The organism is Janibacter hoylei PVAS-1 (genome assembly GCF_004025845.1).
Classification (GTDB): domain Bacteria; phylum Actinomycetota; class Actinomycetes; order Actinomycetales; family Dermatophilaceae; genus Janibacter; species Janibacter hoylei.
Window position 1 is genome coordinate 148,635 of the sequence record NZ_PIPF01000003.1, and the last position, 17,918, is coordinate 166,552.

Consider the following 17,918-nt stretch of genomic DNA (forward strand, 5'->3'; position numbering starts at 1 on the left):
ACATGGGACCGATCGGAGGACTGGCATGGCTGAGCTGGGACGTGTGGCAGCCCGTGCGGCGCTGGGTGCCGTCGGGACCGCGGCCGCGAGCGCGACTCTCGCCGGTCTGGGCTACGGCCTCATCCAGGCTGAGGCCAAGATCACCCGCAAGATCGTCGGCAACCCCTTCGACGGCGCACCCGACGACGACGGGGTCTACGGGGCCGCGCCCGGCGAGCCGGTCCAGCTGCTCGTCCTCGGCGACTCCACCGCTGCCGGGATGGGCGCGGACACCCGCTACCAGACGATCGGCGCGATCCTCGCGACCGGCCTCGCCGCGATCATGGGGCGCCCGGTCGAGCTGACCAACGAGGCGGTCGTCGGCGCCGAGTCCTCCGACCTCAGCTCGCAGCTGTCCAAGGCCCTGGCCCGGGTCGACCAGCCCGACGTCGCGGTGATCCTCATCGGAGCCAACGACGTCACGCACCGCATCGACCGCTCGGTCTCCGTGCAGCACCTGCAGCGGACCGTGCGCTACCTGCGCACCCTCGACGTGCCCGTCGTCGTCGGCACCTGCCCCGACCTCGGGACGGTGGAGCCGGTGCCCTTCCCCCTCAACAAGCTGCTGCGCCAGTGGAGCCGCGAGCTGGCCGCCGCCCAGACCGTCGCCGCCGTCGAGGCCGGTGCCCGCACCGTCTCGATGGGCGACCTGCTCGGCCCGGAGTTCGCCGCGAGCCCGGCCGTGATGTTCAGCCAAGACCGCTTCCACCCCTCGGCCGCCGGGTACGCGCGGGTCGCCTCGGCCCTGCTCCCTTCGGTCGCAGCCGAGGTGGACGCCTGGCCCGAGGGTGCCACCCACGACTCCGAGCCCGAGGCGAGCCTCGGCGAAGGCATCGGCGCGCTCGACGACGCCGCCGAGCGCGCGGCCTCGACGCCGGGCACGGAGGTCGGGCCGGCCGAGCTGCGCGGTCGCCGCACCGGCCCCCGCGGCCCGTGGGCGATGCTCCGACGACGCGGCGAGCACGAGGTCACCGACCTCTGACCGTCTTTCCCTAGGGAAATACGGCCCCACCTGCGCATTTCCCTAGGGAAATACGACCCCACCTGCGCATTTGCCTAGGGAAATACGGCTTCCGTGCGGTACAGGTCAGGCCCACCCCAGGCGAAGGGAGGCCAGCTGCTCCGCGAGGTGCGGAGGTCCCCCTTCGACCCGGCAGGCATCGAAGACGACCACTCTCAGCTGGTCCATGACCACGGCCGGGCCGAGGTCCGGCAGCGGCTCCCCCGCGAGCTGGGCCATGAGCTCGTGCACGCCGACAACGCGCTCGGCCGCGCGGTCCAGCGGCAGCTGCTGCCACCTGCGGACCGCGCGGCCGAGCTCGGTCGCGACGTCGTCGGGGATCAATCCGAGCGGAGCCGGGCCAGCAGGCGCAGCAGCTCGAGGTAGAGCCAGACGACGGTGATGACCAGGCCGAGCGCCAGGGTCCAGCCGTAGTTGACCGGAGCCTGGGTGCGGATCGCGAGCGAGATGTTGTCGAAGTCGATCGCGAGGTTGACGGCGGCCAGGCCGGTGGCGAAGAGCGAGATGCCGATGCCGAGGAGCCCGGAGCCGCCGATGCCGAAGGGCGCCCCGCCGAAGAAGAGCGCGTAGCCGAGGTTGATGAGCGCGAAGACGAAGTAGCCGAGCGTCATCATGCCGACGATGGCGCGGAACTTCTGCGTCACCTTGATGATGCCGGTCGAGTACAGCAGGAGCATCGCGCCGAAGACGCACAGCGTCGCGAGGACGGCCTGGACGACGATCGACTCGAAGATCGGGGTGCCCGGCGGGTCGAAGGCTGCGCCGTAGCTCTGGCTGATCGCGCCGACGAAGAGCCCCTCGAAGGCGGCGTAGACGACGGCCAGCACGACGCCCACCGGCTTGCGCCGGAAGGCGAGGAAGATCCCCATGCCGAGCGTGGCGACCAGGCCGACCAGCAGCGCGAGCCCGCCGAGGGCGGGGCTGATGGCGCTGGCGGTCCAGGCGCCCGCGGCGACGACGAGCAGCACTCCGAAGAGGGCGCCCGTGCGCATGAGGACGTCGTCCAGGGTCAGCGATCGACCGCCGCCCCCGTCCCCGCCGAAGCCGCCGACCGGACCGGGCTGGCCGAAGCCGGGCTGCGGCTGGCCATAGCCCTGCTGGCCATAGCCCTGCTGGCCGTAGCCCTGCGGGTGGCCGGGCTGCTGGTATCCCTGCGGGGCCTGGCCGTAGCCGGTCTGGTAGCCCTGCTGCGGGGCCGCGCTCGAGTCCCGGAAGCCCGCGTATCCGCTCTGGGCGTCCTTCTCGACCCGGCCGAGGATCGGGTTGCTCATGTCTTGCTCCTCAAGAGGGGCGCGGCCATCTTGCCGCTGACTGTCACCAGACTAAGCGGTCGGCAGGCCGCGGATGTTCCCGCTGTCCACATGTGCGAGGTCAGCCGATGCCGTCGAGCGCCTGCTCGAGGTCGGCGAGGAGGTCGGCGACGTCCTCGATGCCGACGGACAGGCGCACCAGGTCGTCGGGCACCTCGAGCATGGACCCCGCGGTGGACGCGTGCGTCATCGCCCCCGGGTGCTCGATGAGCGACTCGATGCCACCGAGCGACTCGGCGAGGGTGAAGATCTCGGTCCGCGCGCACAGCTGCTGCGCGGCCTCGCGCCCACCGGCCATGCGCACCGAGATCATCCCGCCGAAGCGGGACATCTGCCGGGCCGCCACCTCGTGGCCGGGGTGTTCGGGCAGCCCCGGGTAGAGGATCGAGGTGATCTCCGAGCGGGTCGAGAGCAGGTCGACGACCGCCTCGGCGTTGTCGCAGTGCCGGTCCATGCGCACCCCGAGCGTCTTGATGCCGCGCATCGTCAGGTAGGCGTCGAAGGGACCGGGCACCCCACCGGAGCCGTTTTGCAGGAAGGCGACGTCGGCGTCGATTTGCTCGTCGTCGGTGACGAGCAGGCCCCCGACGACGTCGCTGTGGCCGCCGAGGTACTTGGTGCTCGAGTGGAGCACCACGTCGGCGCCCCGCGTGAGCGGCTGCTGCAGGTAGGGGCTGGCGAAGGTGTTGTCGACGACGAGCCGCGCGCCACCGGCGTGGGCGGCCTCGGCGACGGCCTCGATGTCGCCGATGTTGAGCAGCGGGTTGGTCGGCGTCTCGAGCCACACGAGCTTGGTCGCCGGCCGCATCGCCGCGCGGATCGCGTCGACGTCACCGACGGGCGCGGGCGTGTGCTCGATGCCCCACTGGGAGAAGACCTTGTCGATGAGCCGGAAGGTGCCGCCGTAGGCGTCGTCGGGGATGACGAGGTGGTCCCCCGGACGAAGGGAGGCCCGCAGGATCGCGTCGGTCGCCGCCATGCCGGAGGCGAAGGCACGACCGAAGGTGCCCGACTCGATGGACGCGGCATTGGCCTCGAGAGCCTGCCGGGTCGGGTTGCCGGTGCGGGCGTACTCGAAGCCGCCGCGCATGCCGCCGACGCCGTCCTGGGCAAAGGTCGAGCTGGCGTAGATCGGGACGTTGACCGCCCCCGTCAGCGGGTCGGGCTCGTAGCCCGCGTGGATCGCCCGGGTGGCGAACCCCTGGGTCGCGTGCGCGTCGGCCGCGCTCTTGCGCTCGGACATCGTCAGCCCTTCGCTCGGTGGGACAGGTGGCCCAGCAGGTCCTGCCGGGTGATGACGCCGGCGGGCTTGCCGCCCTCGACGACGAGCAGGGCATCGGCCTGCTCGAGCGCCTCGGTGGCCGCCGAGACGGGCTCGGCGGCACCGATCTGCGGCAGCTTGGCGCCCATGTGCGCGCTCACCGGATCGGCGAGCGAGGCGTGCCCCTCGAAGACTGCGGTGAGCAGCTCACGCTCGGTGACCGCACCGGCGACCTCGCCGATGACGACCGGCGGCTCGGCACCGACGACGGGCATCTGCGAGACGCCGTACTCCCGCAGGATGTCGATGGCCTCGCGGATCGTCTCGTTGGGGTGGGTGTGCACGAGCTCGGGCAGCTCGCCACCCTTGCCGCGGAGCACGTCGCCGACAGTGGCATCGCTCCCTTCGTCACCGGGGAGGAAGCCGTAGCTGGCCATCCAGTCGTCGTCGAAGATCTTGGCCAGGTAGCCGCGACCGCCGTCGGGCAGCAGGACGACGATCTTGGCGTCGGGGCCCTCACGCTCGGCGACGCGCAGCGCCGCGACGACGGCCATGCCGCTGGAGCCGCCGACGAGCAGGCCCTCCTCGCGGGCCAGGCGCCGGGTCATCGCGAAGGCCTCGGCGTCGTCGACCGCGATGACCTCGTCGGGCACCTCGGGGTCGTAGGCCCCCGGCCACATGTCCTCGCCGACGCCCTCGACGAGGTAGGGGCGCCCGGTGCCGCCGGAGTAGACCGAGCCCTCGGGGTCGGCGCCGATGATCTTGACCCGGCCCTCGCTGACCTCCTTGAGGTAGCGGCCGGTGCCGGTGATCGTGCCGCCGGTGCCGATGCCCGCGACGAGGTGGGTGACCTCACCGCCGGTCTGCTCCCAGATCTCCGGGCCGGTGCTCTCGTAGTGGGCCTGCGGACCGTTGAGGTTGAAGAACTGGTTGGGCTTCCACGCCCCGTCGATCTCCTCGGTCAGCCGGTCGCTCACCGAGTAATAGCTGTCCGGGTGGTCCGGCGCGACGGAGGTCGGGACGATCTGGACCTCGGCGCCGTAGGCCCGTAGCACGTCGATCTTGTCCTTGCCCACCTTGTCGGGGCAGACGAAGATGCATCGGTAGCCGCGCTCCTGGGCGACGAGCGCCAGGCCGACGCCGGTGTTGCCGGAGGTGGGCTCGACGATGGTGCCGCCGGGCCGCAGCTCGCCGGAGGCCTCGGCCGCGTCGATGAGCTTGCGGGCGATGCGGTCCTTGATGCTGCCGCCGGGGTTGAGGTACTCGACCTTGGCGGCGACGAGGGCGCCCTCGGCCGGTGCGACGGAGGAGAGCCTGACCAGCGGGGTGTTGCCGATCAGGTCGGTGATGTGGTCTGCGATCTGCATGTCCGCATCGTGGCACGGATCACCCGAGGCCGACACCGCGCCCCCGGGCACTAGTCGATCTGCCCGATCGGGGTGCGCTTCTCGGCCTGGAAGGCGTCCTCGGTGCGCCCCCGCGCCCAGTAGCCCGAGATCGAGATCGCCTCGCGCGGCACCCCGCGCGCCTTGAGCACCCGGCGGACCGCCTTGATCGACTCGCGCTCCCCGTGGGCGAAGACCTGCACGGCCTCGCGCCAGTCGACCGCGTCGACGGCCCGGGCAAGGAAGGCCGCGTCGGCGCCCGGGTTGGTCAGCCACCGCACCTCGACCCCCTCGGGAGAGCGAAGGGGGATGACGTCGCCCTCGCTCTCGACCTCCAGCAGGGCCACCCCCTGCGCCTGCGCGGGCATGGCCTCGAGGGCGGCGGCGATGGCCGGCAGGGCCGACAGGTCGCCGGCGAGCAGATGCCAGGCGGCCTGCGGGTCGGAGGCGTAGCCGCTGCCCGGGCCGGTGGCGACGATGCGGTCTCCTCCCTTCGCCTGCTGGGCCCAGGGGCCGGCGTAGCCGACGTCGCCGTGCGTCACGAAGTCGATCGTCAGCCGGCGGGCGGCCCGATCGATCGATCGCACCGTGTAGGTGCGGGTGAGCGGGGCACCCTCGGCGTCGGTGAACTGCAGCTTGACGTAGGCGTCAGTGTGATCGGCTGCGCCGAAGTCGGCGAGGGAGTCGCCGGTGAGGACGACCCGCACGAGATGGGGACCGACCTGCTCGGTCGAGACGACCGTCAGCTCGTGCTGGGGGCGGGGCGGACGGACGGGTCGATCGGGAGAAGCCATGAGATAAGGCTAACCTCACCCTCCGGCGGGATGGCCACCTCCCCTCGGCCCGACGGGCCGGCACCGCTCACGTACCCCCGGCGGGACTCGAACCCGCACCGATCGCCATTTTAAGTGGCGCGCCTCTGCCAGTTGGGCCACGGGGGCCAGACGCCCGGATGCTACGCGCTCGCCGCCTCGTCGTCGGCGACGACCGGACGCACGACGGACCGGGCGATGCCGTCGAGGATGTCGCGCTCGGAGACGGTGACGACGAGGTCCGGGCCGTTGGCGCCGCGGGCCCGCTCGAGGATCTCCCACCAGATGAGCGCGCCCGCCCCGATGACGTCGACCCGGCCGGGGTGCATGAAGGGCTGGGCGGCGCGCTCGGCGCGCGTGCTGAGGATGAGTCGCTCGCAGGCGACCATCATGTCGTCGATGGGGATGCGGGCGAGGTGGATCGCTGCGGGGTCGTAGGAGGTCAGCTCCAGCGCCAGCGCCGCGACGGTCGTCACGGACCCGGCGAGCCCGACGACGGTGGCCACTCCCCCGAGGCCGACCTCGGCCTCGGCCACGTCGAGCGCCTCGGCGATGTCGAAGCGGGCGGCGTCGACGACCTCCTGCGTCGGCGGGTCGGTGCGGTGGTGGCGCTCGGTGAGTCGGACGGAGCCGATGTCGAGTGAGGTGCCGGCGACGACCTCGTGGATGCCCCGCACGATCTCCGTCGATCCGCCGCCGATGTCGGCGACGAGGTAGGGCCCCTCGAAGCCGGCCTCCGCGAGACCGGCGGTCGCCCCGTCGAAGCTGAGGGCGGCTTCCTCCGCGCCGGCGATGACCTCGGGGGTGACGTCCAGGTCACCGAAGGCGGCCCGGACACCGGCAACGAACTCGTCGGCATTGCTCGCATCGCGCGAGGCGGAGGTGGCGACGAAGCGGATGTTGCCTGCGGTCACCCCGTGCTCCCGGCAGACCGCGGCGTAGTCGTCGCACATCGCCAGGGTCCGCGCGAGCGCCTCGGGCGCGAGCCGGCCGGTCGTGTCGACACCCTGCCCCAGGCGCACGACCTCCGAGCGGCGCAGGACGTCGACGAGCACGCCGGGCGCGGCTTCGTCGACCTCGGCGACGAGCAGACGGATCGAGTTGGTCCCACAGTCGATGGCGGCGACTCTCATCGCTCGCTCCCTTCGTCCGTGCCGACACACGGGCTGGTGTGCCACCACTCCGGCAGCAGGTCGAGCGCCTCGTCCCCGAGGGGGTTGACCCCGGGGCCGGCGGCGAGTGAGTGCGCGACGAGCACGTGCAGGCACTTGACGCGGGTCGGCATGCCGCCGGCCGAGATGCCGTCGATCTCGGGGACGTCACCGAGCTCCGCGCGCCGGGCGAGGTAGTCCTCGTGGGCCGCCCGGTAGCGCGCAGCGAGGTCCTCGTCCTCGAGCAGCCGCTGCGACATCTCCGCCATGAGCCCGCTCGACTCGAGCGTCGAGATCGGGCCGGTGAGACGCGGGCACGTCGCGTAGTAGCTCGTCGGGAAGGGGGTGCCGCCGGGCAGCCGCGGGGCGGTCCGCAGCACCGTCGGGCCCCCGCACGGGCAGCGGTGGGCGACGTCGACCGTCGCGCGGGCCGGCCGCCCGAGTTGCTGGTGGACGGTCTCGAGGTCCTTCGGGTCGACCCGGTCCAGGTCGTTGCCCCGTTCGTCGGCCCTCATCGCGGCGAGTTGGGGTCGTCAGCCGCAGCGACGGACGAGCTGATCTGTTCGTACCACGGCTGGGTGGAGGGGGCCTTGACCGCACCCGTCTCCGGGTCGACCTCCGGCGCGTCCGCGGACGGGTCGATGACCGTGTAGGTCCGCTCCCCCGGCTTGACGAACTTCAGCCGCTTGCGGGCCTGGGCCTCGACGTACTCGTCGGTCTGCCACAGGTCACGCTGCCGCTGCAGGTCCTCGACATTGGCCTCCTGGGCGGTGACCTGCTGGTCGAGGGCCTCGAGGCGCTGGCGCTGGTCGTACCAGGACTTGCCGGTCGGCAGCAGCATGACTGCGAGCAGGAGCAGCAGCGAGCCGAGGACCACCCAGCGCCGGGTCGTCATCGCCGCCCGGCGCTTCTGGGCCTCGCGCGCCGCTGCACCGGTGCGAGGACGGGGCGTCCGCGCACCGGTCGTGCGCCCGGCTGGCCGGGTCGTGCCGGGTCGCCGCGTCGCCCCCGACGCACCAGGGCGTGCGGGGCGACGGCGCGGCGTACCGACCATGACCGACCTCAGCCCTTGAAGCGCGGGAAGGCGCCCGCGCCGGCGTAGACCGCGGCGTCGTCGAGCTCCTCCTCGATGCGCAGGAGCTGGTTGTACTTGGCGACGCGCTCGGAGCGGGCCGGTGCGCCGGTCTTGATCTGGCCGCAGTTGGTCGCCACGGCGAGGTCGGCGATGGTGACGTCCTCGGTCTCGCCGGAGCGGTGGCTCATCATCGACGTGTAGCCGCTGCGGGTGGCCAGGGCGACGGCGTCCATCGTCTCGGTGAGCGAGCCGATCTGGTTCACCTTGACCAGCAGCGCGTTGGCCGCGCCGTCCTGGATGCCCCGGGCGAGGCGCTCCGGATTGGTGACGAAGAGGTCGTCACCGACGAGCTGGACCTTGTCACCCAGCTGCGTCGTGAGCTCCTGCCAGCCAGCCCAGTCGTCCTCGTCGAGCGGGTCCTCGATGGACACGAGGGGGTAGGCGTCGACGAGCTCGCCGTAGTAGGCGGCCATGTCCGCGGCGGTCTTCTGCTGGCCCTCGAAGGTGTAGGTGCCGTTGTCGCAGAACTCGCTGGCCGCGACGTCGAGCGCGAGCGCGATCTGCGTGCCGGGCTCGTAGCCCGCCTTGCGGATGGCGTCGAGGATGAGGTCGAGCGCCTCGCGGTTGCTGTCGAGGTTGGGCGCGAAGCCGCCCTCGTCACCGAGGCCGGTCGACAGGCCCTTGTCCTTGAGCACCGACTTGAGCGAGTGGTAGACCTCCGTGCCCCAGCGCAGCGCCTCGCGGAAGGAGGGCGCGCCGATCGGAGCGATCATGAACTCCTGGATGTCGACGTTGGAGTCCGCATGGGAGCCACCGTTGAGGATGTTCATCATCGGCACGGGCAGGACGTGCGCGTTGGGGCCGCCGACGTAGCGGAAGAGCGGCAGGCCGGCCGACTCGGCCGCGGCCTTGGCGACGGCGAGCGAGACGCCGAGGATCGCGTTGGCACCGATCGAGCCCTTGTTTTCGGTGCCGTCGATGGCGAGCATCTCGCCGTCGACGAGGCGCTGCTCGCTGGCGTCGAAGCCGACGAGGCGCGGGGTCAGGTCGTCCTCGATCGCGCGGACGGCGTCCTCGACACCCTTGCCCAGGTAGCGGTTCTTGTCGCCGTCTCGGCGCTCGACGGCCTCGAAGGCGCCGGTCGACGCACCGCTCGGCACCGCGGCGCGGGCGATGGTGCCGTCGTCGAGGGCGACTTCGACCTCGACGGTCGGGTTGCCGCGGGAGTCGAGGATCTCGCGGGCGCCAATTGCTTCGATGCTGGCCACTACCGGCTCCTTGGTGGTGCTCGATACACGGGGAAGGTCGCCACGAGCGTAACGGCTCGGCCACGGGGCTTCGTGCTGCGACCCGCCCCTCGGGCGCGGGCGAAGGGAGGTCACCCCGCCACGAGCAAGTCGGCCAGTCGTCGTTGCTGGACGCCGTCGACGAAGTTGGCCGGCTCCAGCCACGTGTCGTGCGCGGCCCGCACCCGCGGCCAGTCGTCGACGGTCATGGCGAACCACGCGGTGTCGCGGGACCTCCCCTTCGTCACGACGTGCCGGCGGAAGGTGCCCTCGTGGGCGAAGCCGAGCCGCCCGGCAGCCCGGCGGGAGGGGGCGTTGAGGCTGTCGCACTTCCACTCCAGGCGCCGGTAGCCGAGGTCGAAGACGTGCCGCGCGAGCAGCGACATCGCCTCGGTCGCGGCGGTCGTGCGCCGCAGCCGCGGGCCGAACACGACGTTGCCGATCTCGACGACGCCGTGGGCCCGGTCGATGCGCATGAGGCTCACGAGACCGCAGGCGATCCCGTCACCGTCGCGGACGAGCACCTCGACGGTGTCGCCGGCGAGCCGGCCGGCGACGTAGGCGTCGACGTCGAGGGGCCGCTCCACGGGCAGGTAGGTCCACAGGGCGTCGTGGTCCGGGCTGGCGACCTCGGGCGCCAGCTCGACGGCGTGGGCGGGCGCGAGCGGTTCGACGGTGCACCAGCGACCGACGGTCGCCGGTAGGTCGGGTCGAGGCGGCGGGGTCCAGCCGTCGACCGCGGGACCGATCAGCTGGTCGAAGGGAGTGAGCCGCTCTTCGTCGCGGGACGCGGGCGGCAGCACAGTCTGCCCGATGGGCCCGGGGTTGACCGCGATCTCCCAGCGAAACCCGTCGGGGTCGGCGAAATAGCCCGTGTACCCACCCCAGTCACGCTGCTGGGCCGTCGAGATCTCCGGCGAGCCCGCGCTGCGCGCTAGGGCGAGGATCTCGTCGACCTCCTCGGGTCGGGCGACGTTGTGCGCCAAGGTGATCGGCGCCAGGCCCTCCCCACGACGAAGGGGGCCGACCTCCCCTTCGAACTCGGCGGCGTCCCACAGCGAGAGGATCAGCCGCTCCCCCGCGCGGATCATGAGGACCTCGTCCGGCACGTCGAGCTCCGCCCGCCAGCCGAGGCCGTCGAGGTAGAAGCGGCGGCTCGCCGCGAGGTCGCCGACGGCGAGGGTGACGAGGCTGATCCGCTGGTCCATGCCCCCGACCCTAGGGACCCGCCCCGGACCTGCGCATTTCCCTAGGGAAATGTGGGGTTGGTGGTGATTTCCCTAGGGAGATGTGGGGTTGGGTGGTGATTTCCCTAGGGAATGCGTCAGTCCTGTGCCTTCTCCTGCGCCTTGATCGCCTGCCACTGCGCCTCGATCTCCTCGAGGGTCTCGGCCGTGGCGTCGCCGAAGACGTGGGGGTTGCGCCGCACGAGCTTGTCCACGAGGGCCGCGGCGGCGTCGTCGACGGTGAAGGACGCCGACGGGTGGTCGGCGGCGACCCGGGCGTGGAAGAGCACCTGGAAGAGCAGGTCGCCGAGCTCGTCGACGAGCTCTCCGCGCAGCCGCACGTCGTCGGGGTCGGCGACGACCGCCTCAAGCGCCTCGGTCACCTCGTGCGCCTCCTCCAGGACGAAGGGGACCAGGCTCGCGTGGTCCTGCGCCGCCACCCAGGCGCACCCGCCCGGCGAGCGCAGCCGGTCCATGACGGCGACGGCGTCGAGCAGGCGCCCGCCCTCGACGTCCCAGGACCCGACGAGCACCTCGACCTCGGGCGCGTCGTCGAGCCGGGAGACCTCGGCGGCGAGGGCGTCGCTCAGGCCCGGGTCCCCGTCCGGCGAGCCGACCCAGACGACCACACCTCCCGTCGTCGCGTCGACGAGCGCGCGGGCCCGCTCGTCGGGCGAGCTGGCCTCGATGCGCTCGACCGTGACGCCGTCGTCGACGAGCGCGACCGGCAGGGCATCATCGGGGTCGGCCACCAGCACACGGTCGGCGGACTCGAGGGCCCGCCACGCGTCGCGGCTGAGGAGCCCGGGCGAGACCCGTGGGCTCGTCGCGAGCAGGACGACCCGCCCGGCGGTCAGGGCGTCTCCAGCGGGGTCTGCTGCTCGACGGGGGCCTTGATCCAGTCGGGCGTCTCGTCGCGGGCGGCGGCATAGCGCGGGCTGACGGAGACCCGCTGGCTCTCGATGTGCTCGACCAGCTCGGTGCGCTCGGTCTCGTCGAGCTGCGCGCTCACGGCATTGGCGCGCAAGAAGTCGATGGTCACGTCGGAGGCACTCGGCAGGACCTGCTCGAGGCTCTTGCGGACCGAGCCCGCCGAGGGGACGCTCTTGCCCTGCTCCTGCGCGTAGTCGAGCACCCCGGGCGTCTGCACGAGCAGCGTGACGACGCCGTCGGTGTCGAGCTGCTGCGGCTGCTGGCCCGAGCTGGCGGCCTGCGCCTCGAGGAAGGTCCGCAGCTCACGAGTCGTGCGCTGCACGTCACCGACGGTGATCTCCTGACCATCGACGGTGGCGGCGACGGCACTGCTGCCCTCGGCCGGCGGACCGCCGTCGTCGCTCCCCCCGCACGCGGTGAGCACCAGGGTCGCGCCGGCCGCGAGGGCGGCGAGCCGGGCAGGCCGACGGATGGGGAGTCGAGCGGGCACGGGTGGTCCTTTCGTCCGATCCTCAGCGCGAGCGCGAGGTGTCTCGGGGCGCCGTCGCCCCGCTGTCCACAATGACATCATCGAGCATGACCTGACGGATGAGGTCGGTGGCCCAGGAGAGCACCGCCGTGTCGCGAAGGGGGGAGCCCCCGATGCGTGCCGTCGTGGGCTTCGGGACGAGCACCGTCTGGGTGCCCTCCTTGTAGCTCGACTTCGGGTAGAGGCGGGCCAGACGCAGCTGCTGGCTCTCGCGCAGCTGCACCGGCGCGAAGCGCACGTTGTTGCCCACCGCGACGACATCGGTGAGGCCGGCGGACCGCACGACGATGCGCAGCCGCGCGACCTCGACGAGGTTGCGCACCGGCTCCGGCGGCTCGCCGTAGCGGTCGGTGAGCTCCTCCACGATCTCGGCGAGGTCGGCCTCGGTGTCGGCGGACGCCAGCTTTTTGTAGGCCTCGAGGCGCAGCCGTTCCCCCGGGACGTACTCGTGCGGCAGGTGCGCGTCGACGGGCAGCTCGATCTTCACCTCGGCGGGGGCGGACTCCCCTTCGCCCTTGAAGTCGGCGACCGCCTCGCCGACCATCCGGACGTAGAGGTCGAAGCCGACGCCGGCGATGTGGCCGGACTGCTCGCCACCGAGCAGGTTGCCGGCGCCGCGGATCTCGAGATCCTTCATCGCGACCTGCATGCCGGCACCGAGGTCGGTGTTGCTCGCGATCGTCTGCAGCCGGTCGTGCGCCGTCTCGGTCAGAGGCTTGTCCGGCGGGTAGAGGAAGTAGGCATAGGCCCGCTCCCGACCTCGACCGACGCGCCCGCGCAGCTGGTGCAGCTGGCTCAGGCCGAAGCGGTCGGCCCGGTCGAGGATCAGCGTGTTGGCATTGGAGATGTCCAGGCCGGTCTCGACGATCGTCGTGCACACGAGGACGTCGAAGCGTCGCTCCCAGAAGTCGAGGACGACCTGCTCGAGCCGGTGCTCGCCCATCTTGCCGTGGGCGGTCTCGACCCGGGCGTCGGGGACGAGCTCGCGGATGCGGGCCGCTGCCTTTTCGATCGTCCCGACGTTGTTGTGGACGTAGAAGACCTGCCCCTCGCGCATGAGCTCGCGGTGGATCGCGGCCGCCACCTGCTTTTCCTCGTACCCGCCGACGAAGGTGAGCACCGGGTGCCGCTCCTCGGGCGGAGTGGCGAGCGTCGACATCTCCCGGATGCCGGTCACCGCCATCTCGAGGGTCCGCGGGATCGGGGTGGCCGACATCGCGAGCACGTCGACGTTGGTGCGCAGGGCCTTCAGCTGCTCCTTGTGCTCGACGCCGAAGCGCTGCTCCTCGTCGATGATGACCAGGCCGAGATCCTTGAACTTCACCTCGTTGCCGAGGATGCGGTGGGTGCCGATGACGAGGTCGACGGCACCGCTGGCCATCCCCTCGAGCACCTCCTTGGCCTGCTTGTCGGTCTGGAAGCGGCTGAGCGCCTTGACCGTCACGGGGAAGCCGGCGTACCGCTCGGAAAAGGTGTTGAGGTGCTGCTGGACGAGCAGCGTCGTCGGCACGAGCACCGCGACCTGCTTGCCGTCCTGGATCGCCTTGAAGGCGGCCCGGACGGCAATCTCGGTCTTGCCATAGCCGACGTCACCGCAGATGAGACGGTCCATCGGGACCGTCTTTTCCATGTCCGCCTTGACCTCGTCGATGGTGCTCAGCTGGTCGGGCGTCTCGATGTGCGCGAAGGCGTCCTCGAGCTCGCGCTGCCACGGCGTGTCCGGCCCGAAGGCGTGACCGGGGGTCGCCATGCGCGCGCTGTAGAGACGGATGAGCTCGCCGGCGATCTGCTTGACGTGCCGCTTGGCCCGCGACTTCGTCTTCTGCCAGTCACTGCCGCCCATCTTGTTGAGCTGGGGCGCTTCACCGCCGACGTAGCGGGTCACCTGGTCGAGCTGGTCGGTCGGCACGAAGAGCCGGTCGCCCGGGTGGCCGCGCCGCGACGGCGCGTACTCGATGACGAGGTACTCGCGGGTGGCGCCCTGCACGGTGCGCTGGATCATCTCGACGAAGGAGCCGACGCCGTGCTGCTCGTGGACGACGTGGTCGCCGGGCCGCAGCTGGAGGGGGTCGACCTGCTTGCGTCGCCGCGAGGGCATGCGGCGCATGTCGCGGGTCGTCGCGCCGGCACCGCTCGAGCCGAGCAGGTCGGCCTCGGTGAGCACGGCGAGCCGCTGCTCGGGTGCGACGAAGCCGGTGCCGAGGCTGGCCCGCACGAGCGTGACCACGCCGTCGGAGAGCTCGACCGGCTCGCCGGCAGCCGTGGTGCGGGTGGCGATCCCGGCCTCGCCGAGCACCTGCGCAACGCGGGTGACCAGTCCGGCACCGTCGGTGGCGACGAGGATCCGCCAGCCGGCGCCGGCCCACTCGGCCAGCTGGGCGACGGCCTGCTCGGTGTTGCCGCGGAAGCGCGGCGGCTCCTCGGCTGGCACCCGCAGGCCGACGTGGTCGTGGTCGACCCTGTCGTCGAGGTCGGCGGCGATGGCGTCGAGCTCGTCGTCGACGGCGAAGGGGGTGACCGTCCACCACGGCAGGCCGAGGTCGAGGGCGTGCTCACGGGCCTGCGCGAGGGTCCAGTGGGAGGCGGTGCCGAGGACCCCTTCGAGGTCGATGGGCACGGCATTGCCCGCGGCAGCGTTGGCCCAGCTCGCCTCGAGGAACTCGGCGCTCGTCGAGACGAGGTCGTGGGCACGTGCCCGCACCCGCTCGGGGTCGAGCAGGACCACGCCTGCTCCCTCGGGCAGCACGTCGAGGATCGACTCCATCCCGTCGACGAGCACCGGGCCGAGCGACTCCATGCCCTCGACGGCGATGCCCTCGGCGACCTTGAGCAGCATGTCGGCGACGCCGGGAAGCTCCTGCGCGAGCGAGGCGGCACGGCGTCGGACGTCGTCGGTGAGCAGGATCTCGCGGCACGGGGGCGCCCACAGCTCCTCCGCGGTCTCGAGGCTGCGCTGGTCGGCGACCTTGAACCACCGGATCTCGTCGACGGTGTCGCCGAAGAACTCGACGCGCACCGGGTGCTCCTCGGTGGGCGGGAAGACGTCGAGGATGCCGCCGCGCACCGCGAACTCCCCCCGTCGCTCGACGAGGTCGGTGCGCACGTAGGCCGCAGCCGCGAGCGCAGCGGTCACCTCGGCCAGAGCCCGCTCGTCGCCGACGCGCAGGCGCACCGGCTCGAGGTCGGCCAGCCCCCGGGCGATCGGCTGGAGCACGGCCCGCACGGAGGCGACGACGTAGCCGGGGCGGTCGTGCCCCTCCCCCGTCGGGTCGGGGTGGCGCAGCCGGCGCAGCACGGCCAGACGCCGGCCGACCGTGTCGCTGCGCGGGCTGAGCCGCTCGTGCGGCAGCGTCTCCCAGCTCGGGAAGGTGACGACGGCCTCCGGGCCGACGAGCTCCCCGAGCGCGGCCGCGACGTCGTCGGCTTCGCGAGCCGTCGAGGTGACGACGAGTCGCGGGGCGTCGTGCGCCGACTCGCCGCCGATGCAGGCGACGGTCGGCGCGCGCAGCCCGGTGGGCGCGACGACGTCGACCTGATCGCTCGCGGAGCGGTGTCGGGGGATGTCCGCGAGGCCGGGAAGGGCGGCGATCGCGCTGAGGAGGGGGGCGAGGGAGGCACTCATGCTGCTCAGGATTCTGCCGCACTCGTCTGCAATACTCAGCAGGCACCGACGCCGGTGGACCGACGGGCGTCTCGCACCAGGGGGTTTGGCCAGCGCATGAGCGACCGCGGACGACGTCTCGGTGGTGCGGTGTGCGCCCTCGCCGGCACGACCATCCTCCTGCTCGGCAGCGCCCCCGCCGTCGCGGCGACGAGTCCGGCCACGGCGCCGGTGACCGTCTCCGCCGTGCCGGCGGACGCCCCCTTCGCCCTCCGGGACCGGATCACCGACCGGGCCGACGTCCTCGACGAGGCCGCCCTCCAGAGCGACCTGGAGACGCTCGAGGAGGAGCACGACATCCAGCTGTGGGTCGTCTTCGTCGACAGCTTCGACGGCCGCAGCGGTGACCAGTGGGTCCAGGACACCTACGAGGAGTCCGGCTTCGGCGGCAACGACGTGCTGCTCGCCGTCGCCGTCGAGGACCGCGCCTACGGCATGTGGGCCACCGAGGGCTACGGCGTCACCGAGTACGGCATCAGCCGCACCCAGTCCCGCTACGTCGAGCCCGAGCTCGGCGACGACGACTGGGACGGCGCCGTCACGGCCGCGGCCGAGGGGCTCGGCGAGATCGGCGACACCGAGGCGTACACCGGCGGGTCGAGCTCCGGCGGGTACGACAGCGGCGGCGGGATCTTCGGCGGCTTCAACCTCTTCAGCTGGTTTCCCATCCTCTTCGTCCTCATGGCCGTCGGCCCGGTCGCCATGCGGGTCGTCCGCAACCTCCGGGGCCTGAAGGACCGGCAGCAGCCGGCGCCCCCGCCGATCGACCAGCCGGCTGGTGTCATGTCCTCGGTGCCGATCGACCAGCTCCGGCGCGACGTCGCGACCGCCCTCGTCGACCTCGACAACGCAATCCGCTCCTCCGGCGAGGAGCTCGCCTTCGCGCAGGCACAGTTCGGCGAGCAGGCCACGCAGCAGTTCACCTCCGCCCTCGAGTCCGCCCGCTCGCGCTCGGCCGAGGCCTTCCGCATCCAGCAGGAGCTCGACATCGCCCGCGGCGCCGGCCGCCTCGTCGAGGCCGAGGAGCGGGCCCGGCTCGCGCAGATCCTCGACCTGACCCGGGCCGCCGATGACGAGCTCGACGCCCAGGAGGCGGAGTTCACCCAGCTGCGCGACCTCGAGGCCTCCGTCCCGCAGTTCCTCGCCTCCCTGCGCACCCGCACCACCGAGGTCGAGCAGCGCCTGCCGGTCGCCCGCCAGGAGCTCGACGGGCTCGGCGCGACGCACGCGCGCAGCTCCCTGGCGACCTTGGCGGGCAACCTCGAGCAGGCCCCGCGCCTCGTCGAGGCGGCCCGCGGTTTCGTCACCTCCGGCGAGCAGCACCTGCAGGCCGACGACCGCCCCTCCGCAGTCGCCGCGGCCCGCGCCGCCGAGGACGCCCTCGGCCAGGCCGATGCCCTCGTCGACGCTGTGCTCTCGGCCCGCTCCGTCCTCGCCGACGCGACGAGCGCCCTCGACACGGCCCTCGCGTCGATCTCCTCGGACCTGCTCGACGTCAAGCGGCTGCAGGCCAACGACCAGATGACGATCTCCGCGGCCAGCGAGGCCCAGCGGGCTGTCGAGCTCGGCACCGCAGCCCGTGCCGGTGCCGGCGGTGACGTCATTGCCGCGCTCGGTGCCCTCGAGCGCGCCGAGCACTACCTCGACTCGGCGCTGGAGCGCTACCGCAAGGACGCCGACCGCACGGCAGCCCGCACCGAGAAGTTCAACCGGCGCTACGAGCACGTGCGCGCGCGGATCAACACCGTCCAGCGGCAGATCGACTCGATGCGCGGGATCCTCGACGCCCCGCCCCGCGCGCAGATCGCCGAGGCCTCGCGCCAGCTCGCCGCAGCGCACAGCGAGCGGGAGCGCAACCTCGACCTCGCCTCCGAGCACCTCACCGACGCCGAGGTCCTCGTCGAGCGCGTCGTCGCCACCCTGAGCAGCCGCTCCGACGACTACCAGGGCTTCGGGGGCGGCATCGCCGGCGGCATGTCGGGCACGAGCTCGGGCGACCTCGCCACGGCCATCCTCGGCGGCATCTTCGGCGGTGCCGTGAGCGGCCGCGGCGGTGGCTGGGGCGGCTCGTCCGGCGGCTTCGGCGGCAGCAGCCGCAGCCGCAGTCACAGCCGGCCCAGCGTCGGAGGCCGCGGCATCGGCGGAGGTGGTCGCTTCTGACCGGCCGGCCGCACCAGCTCGACCAGCACTCCCTTCGACCACCACGCACCACGACCGGCGGTCCCACCG

At 72.4% G+C, this 17,918-nt stretch carries 15 protein-coding genes and 1 tRNA gene; 2 read left to right on the top strand and 14 right to left on the bottom strand.

Features of this window, described 5'->3' with window-relative positions:
• Nucleotides 1–25: 25 nt before the first annotated feature.
• Complete coding sequence (locus CWN80_RS04095; RefSeq protein ID WP_007923961.1) at nucleotides 26–1,021, top strand: SGNH/GDSL hydrolase family protein; 996 nt, start codon at nucleotides 26–28, stop codon at nucleotides 1,019–1,021.
• A gap of 105 nt (nucleotides 1,022–1,126) precedes the next feature.
• On the opposite strand, the gene CWN80_RS04100 is transcribed toward CWN80_RS04095, so the two are convergent.
• The 14 genes from CWN80_RS04100 to mfd form a co-directional block, all read right to left on the bottom strand.
• A complete protein-coding gene (locus CWN80_RS04100; RefSeq protein WP_007923963.1) occupies nucleotides 1,127–1,384 on the bottom strand; it encodes a hypothetical protein in 258 nt (85 codons plus the stop codon).
• Entirely contained in the window at nucleotides 1,381–2,331 is a 951-nt protein-coding gene (locus tag CWN80_RS04105) for a Bax inhibitor-1/YccA family protein (RefSeq protein WP_007923964.1), read from the bottom strand. Before CWN80_RS04105 ends, CWN80_RS04100 begins: the two co-directional genes overlap by 4 nt.
• Nucleotides 2,332–2,431: 100 nt before the next feature.
• Nucleotides 2,432–3,613, bottom strand: a complete 1,182-nt coding sequence (locus CWN80_RS04110; RefSeq protein ID WP_007923966.1) for a cystathionine gamma-synthase — start codon at nucleotides 3,611–3,613, stop codon at nucleotides 2,432–2,434.
• A gap of 2 nt (nucleotides 3,614–3,615) precedes the next feature.
• Nucleotides 3,616–4,998, bottom strand: coding sequence for a cystathionine beta-synthase (locus CWN80_RS04115; RefSeq protein ID WP_007923968.1), 1,383 nt, complete (start codon nucleotides 4,996–4,998; stop codon nucleotides 3,616–3,618).
• Nucleotides 4,999–5,048: 50 nt separating this feature from the next.
• Entirely contained in the window at nucleotides 5,049–5,810 is a 762-nt protein-coding gene (locus CWN80_RS04120) for a siderophore-interacting protein (protein WP_007923970.1), read from the bottom strand.
• Nucleotides 5,811–5,882: 72 nt separating this feature from the next.
• Nucleotides 5,883–5,957, bottom strand: a tRNA-Leu gene (locus CWN80_RS04125).
• Between the two features lie 14 nt (nucleotides 5,958–5,971).
• Nucleotides 5,972–6,961 carry a Ppx/GppA phosphatase family protein gene (locus tag CWN80_RS04130; protein WP_007923976.1) on the bottom strand — a complete coding sequence of 330 codons (990 nt, stop codon included), beginning with the start codon at nucleotides 6,959–6,961 and terminating at the stop codon, nucleotides 5,972–5,974.
• Nucleotides 6,958–7,494 carry a DUF501 domain-containing protein gene (locus tag CWN80_RS04135; protein ID WP_007923977.1) on the bottom strand — a complete coding sequence of 179 codons (537 nt, stop codon included), beginning with the start codon at nucleotides 7,492–7,494 and terminating at the stop codon, nucleotides 6,958–6,960. Before CWN80_RS04135 ends, CWN80_RS04130 begins: the two co-directional genes overlap by 4 nt.
• The gene (locus CWN80_RS04140; protein ID WP_040880441.1) at nucleotides 7,491–7,874 is read right to left on the bottom strand and encodes an FtsB family cell division protein; all 384 of its coding nucleotides are present in this window, start codon (nucleotides 7,872–7,874) and stop codon (nucleotides 7,491–7,493) included. Before CWN80_RS04140 ends, CWN80_RS04135 begins: the two co-directional genes overlap by 4 nt.
• Before the next feature lie 167 nt (nucleotides 7,875–8,041).
• The gene (gene eno / locus CWN80_RS04145) at nucleotides 8,042–9,322 is read right to left on the bottom strand and encodes a phosphopyruvate hydratase (RefSeq protein WP_128276927.1); all 1,281 of its coding nucleotides are present in this window, start codon (nucleotides 9,320–9,322) and stop codon (nucleotides 8,042–8,044) included.
• Nucleotides 9,323–9,432: 110 nt separating this feature from the next.
• Nucleotides 9,433–10,548, bottom strand: coding sequence for a GNAT family N-acetyltransferase (locus CWN80_RS15750; RefSeq protein WP_128276928.1), 1,116 nt, complete (start codon nucleotides 10,546–10,548; stop codon nucleotides 9,433–9,435).
• Nucleotides 10,549–10,664: 116 nt separating this feature from the next.
• On the bottom strand, nucleotides 10,665–11,468 hold the full coding sequence (locus CWN80_RS04155; RefSeq protein ID WP_337590126.1) for a MazG nucleotide pyrophosphohydrolase domain-containing protein: 804 nt from the start codon (nucleotides 11,466–11,468) through the stop codon (nucleotides 10,665–10,667).
• Nucleotides 11,420–11,989 carry a SurA N-terminal domain-containing protein gene (locus CWN80_RS04160; protein ID WP_128276929.1) on the bottom strand — a complete coding sequence of 190 codons (570 nt, stop codon included), beginning with the start codon at nucleotides 11,987–11,989 and terminating at the stop codon, nucleotides 11,420–11,422. The genes CWN80_RS04155 and CWN80_RS04160 overlap by 49 nt, the downstream gene beginning before the upstream one ends.
• A 22-nt stretch (nucleotides 11,990–12,011) precedes the next feature.
• Nucleotides 12,012–15,650: a transcription-repair coupling factor gene (gene mfd, locus CWN80_RS04165; protein WP_007923984.1), complete on the bottom strand. Its 3,639-nt coding sequence runs from the start codon at nucleotides 15,648–15,650 to the stop codon at nucleotides 12,012–12,014.
• Nucleotides 15,651–15,746: 96 nt separating this feature from the next.
• Between mfd and CWN80_RS04170 the strand changes: the two genes are divergently transcribed.
• The gene (locus CWN80_RS04170; RefSeq protein WP_007923986.1) at nucleotides 15,747–17,849 is read left to right on the top strand and encodes a TPM domain-containing protein; all 2,103 of its coding nucleotides are present in this window, start codon (nucleotides 15,747–15,749) and stop codon (nucleotides 17,847–17,849) included.
• Nucleotides 17,850–17,918: the final 69 nt, after the last annotated feature.